Annotated in this window: 15 protein-coding genes; 12 read left to right on the top strand and 3 right to left on the bottom strand. The window is 39.9% G+C overall.

Annotated elements, in window-relative coordinates; genetic code table 11:
* The first annotated feature begins 6 nt into the window (after positions 1-6).
* Genes AC4E92_RS06780 through AC4E92_RS06765 form a run of 4 tightly spaced genes read left to right on the top strand, consistent with a single transcriptional unit; the run spans position 7 to position 3,792 of the window.
* Positions 7-1,080, top strand: coding sequence for an alanine/ornithine racemase family PLP-dependent enzyme (locus AC4E92_RS06780; RefSeq protein ID WP_490239838.1), 1,074 nt, complete (start codon positions 7-9; stop codon positions 1,078-1,080).
* Positions 1,081-1,082: 2 nt separating this feature from the next.
* On the top strand, positions 1,083-2,453 hold the full coding sequence (gene uxaC, locus AC4E92_RS06775) for a glucuronate isomerase (protein ID WP_490239837.1): 1,371 nt from the start codon (positions 1,083-1,085) through the stop codon (positions 2,451-2,453).
* Positions 2,454-2,458: 5 nt separating this feature from the next.
* Positions 2,459-2,617 carry a hypothetical protein gene (locus AC4E92_RS06770; RefSeq protein WP_490239836.1) on the top strand — a complete coding sequence of 53 codons (159 nt, stop codon included), beginning with the start codon at positions 2,459-2,461 and terminating at the stop codon, positions 2,615-2,617.
* Complete coding sequence (locus tag AC4E92_RS06765; protein WP_490239835.1) at positions 2,614-3,792, top strand: glycerol-3-phosphate acyltransferase; 1,179 nt, start codon at positions 2,614-2,616, stop codon at positions 3,790-3,792. Before AC4E92_RS06770 ends, AC4E92_RS06765 begins: the two co-directional genes overlap by 4 nt.
* A gap of 303 nt (positions 3,793-4,095) precedes the next feature.
* Here AC4E92_RS06765 and AC4E92_RS06760 read toward each other — a convergent pair whose 3' ends face one another.
* Positions 4,096-4,662, bottom strand: coding sequence for a YkgJ family cysteine cluster protein (locus tag AC4E92_RS06760; RefSeq protein WP_490239834.1), 567 nt, complete (start codon positions 4,660-4,662; stop codon positions 4,096-4,098).
* Positions 4,663-5,146: 484 nt separating this feature from the next.
* Here AC4E92_RS06760 and AC4E92_RS06755 point away from each other — a divergent pair, with 484 nt between their 5' ends.
* From AC4E92_RS06755 to AC4E92_RS06720, 8 genes are all read left to right on the top strand, one after another.
* Positions 5,147-5,386, top strand: coding sequence for a sulfurtransferase TusA family protein (locus AC4E92_RS06755; RefSeq protein WP_490239833.1), 240 nt, complete (start codon positions 5,147-5,149; stop codon positions 5,384-5,386).
* Positions 5,387-5,401: 15 nt separating this feature from the next.
* On the top strand, positions 5,402-6,403 hold the full coding sequence (tsuA, locus tag AC4E92_RS06750; protein WP_490239832.1) for a thiosulfate transporter TsuA: 1,002 nt from the start codon (positions 5,402-5,404) through the stop codon (positions 6,401-6,403).
* A complete protein-coding gene (locus AC4E92_RS06745) occupies positions 6,400-6,756 on the top strand; it encodes a DsrE/DsrF/TusD sulfur relay family protein (RefSeq protein WP_490239831.1) in 357 nt (118 codons plus the stop codon). Before tsuA ends, AC4E92_RS06745 begins: the two co-directional genes overlap by 4 nt.
* Before the next feature lie 10 nt (positions 6,757-6,766).
* Positions 6,767-7,120 carry an intracellular sulfur oxidation protein gene (locus AC4E92_RS06740; protein ID WP_490239830.1) on the top strand — a complete coding sequence of 118 codons (354 nt, stop codon included), beginning with the start codon at positions 6,767-6,769 and terminating at the stop codon, positions 7,118-7,120.
* Between the two features lie 9 nt (positions 7,121-7,129).
* Positions 7,130-7,393: a DsrH/TusB family sulfur relay protein gene (locus AC4E92_RS06735; protein WP_490239829.1), complete on the top strand. Its 264-nt coding sequence runs from the start codon at positions 7,130-7,132 to the stop codon at positions 7,391-7,393.
* Positions 7,394-7,465: 72 nt separating this feature from the next.
* Positions 7,466-8,026 carry a sulfurtransferase TusA family protein gene (locus tag AC4E92_RS06730; protein ID WP_490239828.1) on the top strand — a complete coding sequence of 187 codons (561 nt, stop codon included), beginning with the start codon at positions 7,466-7,468 and terminating at the stop codon, positions 8,024-8,026.
* A 9-nt stretch (positions 8,027-8,035) separates the two neighbouring features.
* Positions 8,036-10,537 (top strand): FtsX-like permease family protein, encoded by a 2,502-nt coding sequence (locus AC4E92_RS06725; protein ID WP_490239827.1) that lies wholly within the window; start codon positions 8,036-8,038, stop codon positions 10,535-10,537.
* A gap of 11 nt (positions 10,538-10,548) precedes the next feature.
* Positions 10,549-11,226, top strand: a complete 678-nt coding sequence (locus tag AC4E92_RS06720; RefSeq protein ID WP_490239826.1) for an ABC transporter ATP-binding protein — start codon at positions 10,549-10,551, stop codon at positions 11,224-11,226.
* Positions 11,227-11,234: 8 nt separating this feature from the next.
* Here AC4E92_RS06720 and AC4E92_RS06715 read toward each other — a convergent pair whose 3' ends face one another.
* Both AC4E92_RS06715 and AC4E92_RS06710 read right to left on the bottom strand, forming a co-directional pair.
* Positions 11,235-11,681, bottom strand: coding sequence for a C-GCAxxG-C-C family protein (locus AC4E92_RS06715; protein WP_490239825.1), 447 nt, complete (start codon positions 11,679-11,681; stop codon positions 11,235-11,237).
* On the bottom strand, positions 11,662-11,866 hold a 205-nt coding region (locus tag AC4E92_RS06710; protein WP_490239824.1), incomplete at its 5' end, for a hypothetical protein. The genes AC4E92_RS06710 and AC4E92_RS06715, both read right to left, overlap by 20 nt.

The following is an 11,866-nucleotide window of genomic DNA, read 5'->3' as shown; positions in this document are numbered from 1 at the left end:
TTGCTCATGTCCAGGATATATATAAACCTGAACTTACTTGAAAAGAACACAAAGGATATTCTCTCGCTGTGTTCAAAACACGGTGTGGAACTTGTAGGTGTGACAAAAGTCAGCTTAGGAGATCCGCAGATTGCCCAGTGTATGAAAAACGCAGGTGTGAATATCATAGGCGAATCAAGAGTTGAGAATATCAAAAGGATGATCAAATCAGGTATTGACAAACCTTTCATGATGCTGAGAATACCAGCCATCAGCCAGCTTGAAGAAATTGTGAGTCTGTGTGATCATATCCTTGTATCCGAGTTAAAAACTGTGAAAGTAATTGAGGAAATTTGCGAGAACACCGGCAGGTCTGTCAATCTCATATACATGGTAGATGTTGGTGATCTGAGAGAAGGTGTGTGGTACGAAAACGCTGTCGAAGAGATTATTCAAGCCGTGAAGATGTTGAAAAAAGCACGGATTACAGGTGTCGGAACGAATTTAGGGTGCTATGGTGGTGTACTACCGTCCAATAAAAACTTGGGGAAACTTGTTGAGATTAAAAATATGGTCGAAAAAAGGACTTCATGCAAATTATCTGTTGTGTCTGGTGGAAACACTGCTGCTCTCAAATTACTTGAAAGCGGAGAACTACCTTCAGGTGTCAATCAATACAGAGTCGGAGAAGCAATATTTCTTGGAACCGATGTGACAAACAACCGACAGATCAACTGGTTAAGACAGGATGCGATTATTTTAGAAGCACAGGTAATCGAGGTAAAGACAAAACCTTCTTTTCCTGAAGGAGAAACCGGTCATGATGCCTTTGGAAGAAAGCCCATTTTTGTCGATAGAGGCAAACGCAAACGCGCTATACTTGCGCTTGGCGAGCAGGATATTATTCCAGCAGGTTTGAAACCACTGGACAGTGGTGCTGAGGTGATACATGCATCGAGCGATCACACCATAGTTGATGTCACAGATTTAGAAAGAAAGATTGATGTTGGCGATACCATGAGATTTAGATTGAGCTATGGTGCTTTATTGAGGGCTATGACTTGTCCCCATGTCGAAAAAGTCTATATACGGGGGGAATGAAAATGAACTTTCTGGGTGAAAGATACTTGCTCAGCAATGAAAATGCTGTGAAATTGTATGAAGCAGTGAAGGATCTACCAATAGTTGATGCTCACAACCATGGGGATGTAAAAGAAATAGTCGAAAACAAAGGATGGAATGATATATGGGAGGTTGAGGCTGCAACAGATCACTACGTCTGGGAATTAATGAGGAGAAGGGGAGTGACTGAAGACAAAATAACAGGGAATGCCACCAATTATGAAAAATGGCTTGCTTTAGCAGAGGTTTTCCCAAAATTTGTTGCTAATCCCACATACGAATGGATTCATCTTGACCTGAAAAGACGATTCAAAATAGATGAGATCATATCCAAGCAAACCGCAGAAACGATATGGTACAAATCAAAACAAATATTAAGAGAAGATAGAATGAAACCACAAAATGTACTCAAAGAAATGAATGTCGAGATAATGTGCACAACAGATGATCCAACTTCAGATCTGAAATACCACAAATTAGCTCGTGAAACAATATCAGGTATCAAAATTCTGCCGACCTGGAGACCTGACAGAGCCTGCAAAATAGATACAAAAGACTGGAAAAATTATGTTGAAAAGCTTTCAACATCAACAAATACAGATATATCCAATCTCGATGACTTTCTAAGTGCCCTTGAGAAAACCCATGAATATTTTGATAAATTAGGATGCGTCTGCAGCGATCACGCCTTGCTCGACCCATTTCTGGAACCTGTCAGTAAACAAAAAGCAAGTGAAATATTTGACAGATCCATGAAGCAGACCGTGTCATACGAAGATTTAGTGATTTTTCAATCTTATATGATGTATCAATTTGCACAAATGAATGAAAAGACAAACTGGACAATGCAACTTCACATAGGTTCGTACAGAGATTACAGGAAGAAACTTTTTGACTCACTTGGTCCTGATAGCGGTGGGGACATTTCAGCCGGTTTTGTGGATATTGCGAGAGGAATGAAGGAATTCTTCAACGCTTTTGATGGTAAACTCAAGATAGTCTTATACTGTATGGACATGACATATCTGTCGGTTGCTTCAACCATAGCGCGAGCCTTTGAGAATGTTTTCTTGGGTGCGCCGTGGTGGTTCAATGACAGCCCGTTCGGAATGAGATTCCAGTTGCAATACATAGCTTCTGTCGATCTGTTGAGCAATTTTGCCGGGATGGTCACAGATTCACGTAAACTCATGTCTTATGGTTCGCGTACCGAAATGTTCAGACGAGTTTTATGTGATGTGGTTGGTGAAATGGTGGACAGAGGACAGGTTCCAATCAAAGAAGCTTTAGAACTTTGCAGCGAACTTTGCTATTTTAGACCAAAAGAGCTGTTTTTCTCAAAAAAGGGGTGAATTTCATGGAGTATACCGAGTCAGACAAGAAAAAGCTTGACAAAAAGATAAAAGAAGGCTACGAGCTTGTCGAAGTAGTTGTTGACAAGAAAAACAGATATGCAATTTTGCAGAAAAATGAGCAGTACATCGCTGTGAAACTTTCTAAGGTGAAAGAAAAATGATATGGTTATCCCTGATTTCTGGATATCTCATTGGTAGTTTTCTACCTGCATATTTTTTAACCAGAGCAATCGTAGGGATCGATATAAGAACTGTTGGCAGTTTTCACGCAGGTACAACAAATGTTTTTAGAACAGCAGGGCTTGTTCCTGCGATTATAACAGCTATTTATGATCTCTCAAAAGGTGTCATCGCTATATGGCTTTCTATCCTGTTTGGTAACCCATTGTGGGTAGGGTATCTGAGTGGTTTATGTGCAGTAATAGGGCATATTTTCCCATTTTATCTACAATTCCGTGGTGGTAAGGGTGCAGCAACAACAATCGGTTTATTGTTCATCAATTTATGGAAAATCTCCCGAATGGTACCGTTCAAATTTTTGCTTGCAGATTTATTTGCATTGCTATTTGTTGTTTTGATTATTTTTTACACTTCAAAAAAGGGTGACGTAGTGGGATTATTCGTCTTACCGGCTCTGGCACTGCTGATATACATCAGAGTTGGGCTAATAAACGGATGGTTTGCGTTAACAGTCATCGGGATACTTTTTCTCATAAATCTGAGAAATGCTGTGGAACAAGAATTGTTCAAATTCAAACCTGATGTTCGCATTTGGAGAGTCTTTATAAGACCCGCGGCGATAAGTTTGAATTATCTTGCATTGATAATGCCACGCCAGGATTTCTTGCTTTTGTTGGGCATCGTCTTACTGATCTTCATGTCAACTGATATCACCAGACTAATGAGTAATAAAGCAAATAAATTCTTTCACTCCAGTATGAAATTCAAATTGTACAAAGAGGGTGAAAAAAGAAAGATATCCTCAATGACTTTGTTTTTAATAGGTGTGTGGGTAACATTTTTCCTTTTCCAGAGGAACATTTCTATCCTGTCAATAAGTTTGCTCTCATTGAGTGACCTGTCTGCAAAATTAATAGGAATGTCTTTCGGAAAAAGAAAAATATTTCATAAAACCGTCGAGGGGACATTGGCTCATTTATCTGTATCTGTGTTTATTGCTTATTTTACAAGTGTCGTTGGATTGATCAATTTTTATGTAGGTATATCAGGTGCCGCGGCGGCAACGCTGTGTGAAATGTTACCGCTTTCTGTGGATGATAACATCTCTGTACCACTTTTTTCTGCACTGACAATGAATCTATGGAATCTGGTTTGATCCTTCCAAGAGATCTTCCTTTTTCAGATTGTGTCCTATCTTTTTCTTTTTCAAAAACAGGTGAGCAAATACAAAGTGATCCAAGGCTGTATTATGCAGGTGGTATTAAATTGAAAAGTGATTATCAAAATGCATTTTCGTTATTGGCGATGCATTTCTTTTATGATTTTCAAAATCTAAAAAGATCATAAAAGTATATAAAAATTAAAAAATCATTTTGAATTATAGAAATTATTTGTACTTGGCAATTAATAATAAAATTGAAAAATCAAGCATAGGTCGATCAATGAGTGGTTTTGTCGGTCATGCTGAACGGCGTGTGAATTTTCCCGTGGTATAGTACAAGCCCACGTATTGAAGAGCTTTTTTCAAAGCGGTGTTGATTGGATACCTTGATGAAGCAAGGAAGAAATCTATGGATAAAAGTTTTGAAAAGTAATCCTGAGCATTTGGTAACTCAGCAATGTGGCTCATGAGATTATTGCGAAGATATCTACAACTCAAAGGCTGTATGATATTTTTTCTCACTACCAGACTTGCTGAAAACAGACGGCAGATTAGAGGTCTAAACGCATGATAGGTACAGCCACCTTTTGAATTATCAGGATCAAACAGTACACAGATATCTTCTTCTGTGGCCTGCTCAACTCTGTCAAGCCATTTATCTAAAAGATTCACCTGGGAAAAGTGAACTGCCAGCGGTATGAATTCAAGAACAGTTGCTTCTATATTGTACGCAGGCGTGTTGCAACATTCTCTGCAACCATCGCAGGAGGGAAAAGATTTTTGAATCTGATTGAGTTCTTCATACAATTTGAGTACTTGGTCTGAAAGAATTGCTATTCGGTCCATCATCCAATAGCTGATCAAACCAGTTTTTCATTACACCAGATTGAGATAGATATGAAAAGTCGAAAAATAGAATATTACGTTTGAGATTTGCCAGGCAAGTCTGTTGAAGTGTATATATGGTGAATGTGTTTGCAATATAAGGTACATTATATTGCATCGATAAAATTCATCCACATCGTTTTGCACCAACCTCAAAATTTTTATAGCGTTTATGTTCATGGCACTTGCAAAAAGTTTTCATCAGGATGAATTACAAAGGAGCGTCAGTATTTCGAGTCGCTTTTGGTTGTTGATAGGTATTCAGCCTAAATTTCGCCTGCAAAGACCTGGAAATGTCATGCATAAAACCACAGCGGCAAGTTTTGTCAGTGAAACAGAGAACTTTCTTCATGTCACTTTCCAGATTTACCAAGTTGTAATATATATGCCAATGTCAATTCACCAAGAGAGGATAACCTTTTTTTAGAAAATGATACTTTTTTCACAAATAGGAGGTGGAAATATGGCAAAGTACCAAGTGGCAAAAAGTTTAGATGTTCGTGGAGAGGTCTGTCCTGTTCCAGATGTTGAAACAAAGAGGGCTTTGAAGGACATGAAATCTGGAGAAATTCTGGAGGTGTGGATTGACTATCCCATGTCCAAAGAAAGAATACCTGAAACGGTCAAGAAACTGGGACATGAAGTTCTGGAAATTGAAGAAGTTGGAAAAAGTGAATGGAAGATATACATAAAGGTCAAATAACAGGAGGCGGTCTCTGTGGTCTGGACAGGGCTCTTGATAGGATTCATATTCGGAATAATTCTTCAACGCGGTAGGATTTGCTTCAACTCAGCATTCAGAGATACACTGATTTTCAAAGACAATTACCTGATGAAGCTCGCGGCTCTCGCACTCGCTCTTGAATCGATCACTCTACTTTTGTTTGCACAGTTCGGACTGATTGCACTCAATCCCAAGCCTCTCAACTGGATAGCAAATATTCTTGGCGGTTATATCTTCGGACTTGGAATGGTGCTGGCAGGTGGTTGTGCCTCTGGTGTGACTTACAGATCCGGTGAAGGTATGACAACTGCATGGATGGCTGCCATTTTTTACGGACTCACTGCGTACGCAACAAGTTCCGGTCTTTTCTCACCCTGGAAAAAGTGGATTGCGAATTTCAACATAACGGTGCAGAACAGCCAGTCAGTTTATGCTCCAAAAACAGGACCAACCATAGCGAGCGTTTTGAATATCAATCCGTGGATTGCTGTTTTAATTTTTGCGGCTCTGTTGATGTGGTACGCATTTGGAACCAAGACTTCTGAAAGACCAACCAAATTGAATTGGGTCGTTGCCGCAATTCTCATAGCGATACTTGCACCCATCGCCTGGTGGACAAGTGCAAAAGCGGGAAGAAATTACGGGCTTGGTATCACAGGTGGATGGGTCAACCTGTTCAGTGTCTATACGAACAAAAAACCTCTGTCCTGGGAAGGCGCAGAGATAATAGGCATAATACTTGGAGCACTTGTTTCTTCACTCGCCGCAAAAGAATTCAAACTGCGAATGCCTAAAAGTCCAAAAACTTATCTGCAGGTCATGGTGGGTGGAATTCTGATGGGTTTTGGTGCTGCAACAGCTGATGGATGCAATATAGGGCACTTCCTGACCGGGGTACCTCAGCTTGCAATATCTTCAATCATAGCTTCGATCTTTTTCATACTCGGTAACTGGACAATGGCTTGGATTCTATTTGGTAAGGAGAGATCACAATGAAGATAACAATACAGGCGATGGTTCAACCTTACACTTATGAGGATATAGACACGGCAATAAAAATCGCTGAAGCGGCTGTTAACAGAGGACATGAAGTAACTCTCTTTTTGTTCGCAGATTCTGTGATCTGTGTGAACAAGAATATCAAACCGATCAGAATAGACAGGAATATCCCTGAAAAGCTGAAGGATATGATCAGTTCTGGTAAGTTGAGAGTTGACATCTGTGGCATCTGCATGGATTACAGGGGAATAAAAGAAGATATGATCGTAGATGGTTCAAGACCAAGTGGTCTGCCGGAACTGGCGAGTCTTCTTGCCACTACCGACAGATTCATAAACCTGATGGCTTGAGGTGGGAAAGATGAAAAAATTGCTCTTTGTTGCCTACCAATCTCCAGTGGGAAGTATATGGGTGAATGAAGCTTTTAGAACGGCTTTTGGAATGTATGGAGAGGATCTCGAACCAAGTGTTCTTCTTCTGAACGAAGCTTGTGTTGCACTGTCGAAGAATACCAAACCCGAAGCTCTTGGTTTGCTGCCACTTTCTATCTGTCACAATTACATAAAGCGATACGGGACCAAAGTCTATGCAGTTAAGCAGGATCTTGAAAAATTCAATGTCAGAGAACTGGAAGAAAAATTCTCGGCGCAGTTGATGGACAAAGATCAATTGTCTGATTTTCTCCACGATTTTGACTATGTCATTTTCATGTGAGGTGATACGATGGCGTTGATACTTGTCAAATACGGGACAGACCATCCGATCGAAAAACTGAAAATCGAAAACGCCAGAGCAGAGGATAAGATAGTGTTCATTCAAAACGGCGTTTTCTGGGCACTGAAAAAGGTCGATACAAAAGCAAAAACATTCGCGATAAAGGACGATTTTCTGGCAAGGGGTTATGATGAAAAAGATTCACAGGTACCTTTGATCGATTATTCGCAGTTTATCGAAATTGTTGAATCTGAACCACAGTTCATAGGTTAATGTGTTAAAATATAGTACAAGATCATTGCCGCGGTGAAACCGCGGCATTTTACCAAGGATGATGAACTGAAAATGAAAAGGTCTGATCTGGTCGAACTTTTCAAAATACTCTCAAACCAAAAGCGACTCGAAATACTGACGCTCCTTCTTGACAGCTGTTTAACTGCGAATGAAGTTGCGCAGAAACTAAGAGTCGATCTTTCAACGGCTTACAGATATCTCATGCAAATGCATCGCCGTGGGATTCTTTCGATCGTAAAAACTCCAGATGGCGATCGATTTGATTTTTCATCCGCACGCATGCTCAGAATTATTGAAGAAGCCATCAATTTTGTATCAAACAAGCGAGAAATGCCCGCATCCGAAAATGTTTATTATAAAAAAGATGCTGATGAACTTTTCAAACCCAAAAAAATCTTTGACTTTCGAGGTGAAGTCTGCCCCATACCGGAACTCACTGTGAGAAGAGAACTTGAAAAACTGGCAGATGGAGAGACTGTGCTTGTAATAGTGGATTATCCCCTTTCTAAAGAAAGAATTATCAGTTACTGCAGTAAAAGTGGTTATCACGTGATTGTCATGGATGATGAGACAGATACGAAAATATACATAGAAAAACAATCTCAAAAATGAGGGAAGTGGATGGTTCTGTTTAGAACAGCTTTCAAGATAGCCTTTCGAAACTTCCTTGTGAGGTTCAAATCGGTTTTTGTTCTGATTTTTGGTATAGGTGTTCCTTCGATGCTTCTTGTAGGTGGGCTTTCTCTGAACGATTCTGTTGGTCGTTACATAGAAAAAAGCTTTTCAGCAAACTTTGGTGTAGCAGATGCTTATGTTGAAAATAGAAGGAACAACATCTTTTTCAAAATGCCATTGGATCAAAGGATCATAGATGAATTAGTCGTTAAGCAAGATATTTCGTCTATTTTACCTGTTGCCGAAACACTTGGACGAATAGAGTACGGCTCGAAATTCCAGGACTGTCTTATCATAGGTGTTGAGCCAGAGGATCTGGAAAAATTTGTTCAAACACCGGTTTTACTTTCCGGCGGTAATGCAATCATTTCAAAGGATCTTGCAGATTTTTTGAATATTTCCAAAGACAGCACCATCACGCTGAATATCGCAAGAGGAGAAATACAGTTAAGAGTTGCGCAGATAGGTCAGAAAGGCTTTTTGAATTTTCGTGGAGAGAATTTGCAGTATACCGGCACGGTTTTTGTGAGCAGAGACTATCTCAAAAACATTGTGGCATTTCCAACGAGAATTTATATGAGCCTTAAGATGCCAATAGACCAGCATGACGCTTTTGTAGAAAAACTGAAAACAGAACTTGGTGTAAATTCAGTCAGTATGAAATCACGTCTTGCAAATTCCTCGGTGAGCAAAGCCCTTGGATATTTGACAATCGCTTTTAGCAGTTTTTCAATGATTGCAGCCTTTGTACTGGTCTACCTGTTTGCACAGAGTTTTGTTCAAGAGCGAAATACCACAATGGTAACATTGAGAATTCTTGGAATGAAAGCCAGACACATATCATTGATACTCATCCTTGAGGGCATGGTTTATTTACTCATAGCCGGATTTGTGGGTAGTGTGATTGGAATTTTTCTTGGAAACTTTCTGCTTCAAAAATTGCAGACGATTACCAGTACTTTCACCAGTGGATTTGGCACAGGGTTTTCACAGCTTGCTCTATATATTTCTCCTAAAACAATAGTGATCGGCATCTTTGCAGGTTTGATATTTCCACTGTTGATATTCATTTTCAAAATACGCAGCATAACTCGAAAGCCACCTGTACAGATGCTGAGAATTCAAGAACAAAAAGTTTCGTCTATCACATCAACTGTGATTACTTTGCTCAGTTTTATTGTGGGCATATCTTTGATAATCTTTCTATATTTTTCCACACCAGCTGAATCTGTGAGTGTGTGGAAGATCTTGCAACGAGGATTGGGATTTTTCATAGGTAGTTGCTTGGTATTTTTGTCAATCGTCAGTCCATTGAGAAAGGTTTTCTCGAGGTTTTCGAAAAAAGGTTCAGTTTCTACTTTCATTGCACTCTCTTACGTGGATCGGTACAGGAAAAACACCTTTGTGATTACTCTGATGTTCAGCCTGATCATCTTCATGATGGTGATTGTCATGACGATCCCATACAACGTTGAACAGTTCTTGAAAGAGCGACTGAAAACAGGGCTTTTCGGCTACAATTTCATGGCAGTTTACAACCCGTTGAAACTGGTCTTTGCAAAGGGAGAAATAGATTCTGTAGATACTTTGAAAGATCCAGCCAAGGTTTATATAGCCCAGTTTGAGGACGATCTGATAGCTTTTGTTGACAGCAGTTTTTTACAAAAAGCTGTTGTTTCTATTGAAACAAATACCGAGTGGAGAAAAAAACTCTTGCAGCCAGGTACAGTTGTTGTTGGACATGTTTCACAGCAAGAAAAAAAGCCATCGACAATCTCAGGTACTGTGAAATCACCTTTTAGAATCGGTGAAAGTGAGACTATGAGCTTTCAGGTCATCGACACCTTTGACATGAGAAAACTGATGGTTCCGGTTAAATACATTGCATCGACGAACAGTATGCCGAAAAACGTGAGAGTCATTCCTGTGATCCTTGGAAAGGTTGAGCCGCAAATGGTCTCACAGATAAAAGAATTCTATACAAAGAAACTTGACTTTCCCGTGTATATAACTGAAGAACTGAACAGACTGTTTTCAGGCATTGATATTCTTGTACAAACAGGTGTTGCATTGCTTTATTTTGGACTGATAAGTGGCTTCAGTGGCATAGCATTTCACGCTTTGCGCAGTGTGCTAATCAGGAAAAGACTCTCTGGCACTCTGATGGCAATCGGCATGAGCTCCAGGGACATTGGTACTGCCTTTGTCTTAGAAAATGTGATCATGTCTTCAATGGGGATTGCAATAGGTGCCTTTGCCGGTTTTTTGGAATCAAAAGATCTTGTGCGATTGATCTTTACGTTGTTTGGTTCTGGACAGTTTGTCTTTCCAGTGTGGTATTTTGCTGTTATGATTGTGGCAATATATGTTGTCATAGTAACTGTCGTGTTTTTGCCTGTGATCTTTGCTCAGAAAAACCCATCTGAAGCACTGAGAGCACCCGAATGAGGAGGGTAAGGATGATACAGATCAAAGAGCTTTATAAAATTTATGGAAAAGGAGAAAACCAGGTAGAGGCGCTCAAAGGTATTGATCTCACAATAGAAGATGGTGAATTCATGGCAATTCTTGGACCATCTGGTTCTGGAAAAACCACTCTTTTGAACTGCCTTTCAGGGATAGATTCTCCAACACGAGGTGAAATCATCTTTGATGGCATTGCATTCCATTCTCTCACAGAAGAGGAGAAAACTAAATTCAGAGCCAAGCACATGGGTTTTATCTTCCAGTTTTTTAACCTGGTTCCTGTTCTCACGGCTCTTGAAAATGTTGAACTTCCGCTCAAAATACTGGGGATAAACCACAGGCAAGCGACAGAACGTGCACGGGAGATGTTGAAAAAAGTTGGACTTTTGAATAAAGCAAATAGATTCCCATCACAGCTTTCTGGTGGCGAACAGCAAAGAGTGGCGATAGCCAGAGCAATTGTACATGAACCCAGTGTGATATGGGCAGATGAGCCAACGGGTAACCTTGACTCTGAAACGGGAAGCAATGTGATCGAGCTGCTTGATAAAATGCGAGTTGAGCACGGTACAACACTGGTGATTGTTACCCACGATGAGCGTATAGCAAAAAGAGCCGACCGCGTTGTGGTTATAAGAGATGGAAAGATCATAAATCAACAGGTTCACTGAAATATCGTTCACAAATTCTCGCTTGATTTTTCATCAAAATCGAGAAGTTCATCAAGTATTCTGCAAGACTCTTTCACAAACTCAGGACAGATTACTTTGAAAATGTTCTTTTCTCTTGCTTTTTGCAAACCTTCAGCAGTGCTTATATCATAACCAAGAAGGTCTTTGCAGAATATAGAACCCTTAGCCGATTTAAATCGTTCAACAAACTCTCTTGCAAGAGAATATGTCTGCTCTTTATTTTCTATGTCTCCACCTGTTTTCAATCCGATTATCATAAGAGCACCAGAAACAGCCCCGCAGACATTCGCCAATCTGGCTATACCACCACCGAAAGCAGATGAGATTTTTAAAGCCACTTTTTCATCTAAACCAAATATTGGTGCATAAGCTACAAAAACTGATTGCGAACAGTTCAAGCCTTTTTCAAACAGATCAATCGCCCTTTGATTCATCAAAATTCAGCGCAGTCAATTCCATCTTCTGTAAGATACAAAAAATGCGCTCTTTCCTCCTTTCTGACATCTTTGAAATAACATACACCTTGACCTCCTCCCAATCCCCTAAATGGGATAGGATTCCCATTAAGGAGATTAGGCTTCCCGTTTCAACATGGTGTGACTTACCAGGATATAGGGAT

It is taken from the genome of Pseudothermotoga sp. (assembly GCF_031962025.1).
Classification (GTDB): Bacteria; Thermotogota; Thermotogae; order Thermotogales; family DSM-5069; genus Pseudothermotoga_B.
The sequence above is the reverse complement of the archived record's forward strand: the minus strand, read 5'-3'. Positions and strand labels throughout refer to the sequence as shown.

Bases quoted from the DNA above. Each gene is read 5' to 3' on its own strand.
- AC4E92_RS06780 (WP_490239838.1), top strand. From the start codon at position 7: ATGTCCAGGATATATATAAACCTGAACTTACTTGAAAAGAACACAAAG.
- uxaC (WP_490239837.1), top strand. From the start codon at position 1,083: ATGAACTTTCTGGGTGAAAGATACTTGCTCAGCAATGAAAATGCTGTG.
- AC4E92_RS06770 (WP_490239836.1), top strand. From the start codon at position 2,459: ATGGAGTATACCGAGTCAGACAAGAAAAAGCTTGACAAAAAGATAAAA.
- AC4E92_RS06765 (WP_490239835.1), top strand. From the start codon at position 2,614: ATGATATGGTTATCCCTGATTTCTGGATATCTCATTGGTAGTTTTCTA.
- AC4E92_RS06755 (WP_490239833.1), top strand. From the start codon at position 5,147: ATGGCAAAGTACCAAGTGGCAAAAAGTTTAGATGTTCGTGGAGAGGTC.
- AC4E92_RS06745 (WP_490239831.1), top strand. From the start codon at position 6,400: ATGAAGATAACAATACAGGCGATGGTTCAACCTTACACTTATGAGGAT.
- AC4E92_RS06740 (WP_490239830.1), top strand. From the start codon at position 6,767: ATGAAAAAATTGCTCTTTGTTGCCTACCAATCTCCAGTGGGAAGTATA.
- AC4E92_RS06735 (WP_490239829.1), top strand. From the start codon at position 7,130: ATGGCGTTGATACTTGTCAAATACGGGACAGACCATCCGATCGAAAAA.
- AC4E92_RS06730 (WP_490239828.1), top strand. From the start codon at position 7,466: ATGAAAAGGTCTGATCTGGTCGAACTTTTCAAAATACTCTCAAACCAA.
- AC4E92_RS06725 (WP_490239827.1), top strand. From the start codon at position 8,036: ATGGTTCTGTTTAGAACAGCTTTCAAGATAGCCTTTCGAAACTTCCTT.
- AC4E92_RS06720 (WP_490239826.1), top strand. From the start codon at position 10,549: ATGATACAGATCAAAGAGCTTTATAAAATTTATGGAAAAGGAGAAAAC.
- AC4E92_RS06715 (WP_490239825.1), bottom strand. From the start codon at position 11,681: ATGAATCAAAGGGCGATTGATCTGTTTGAAAAAGGCTTGAACTGTTCG.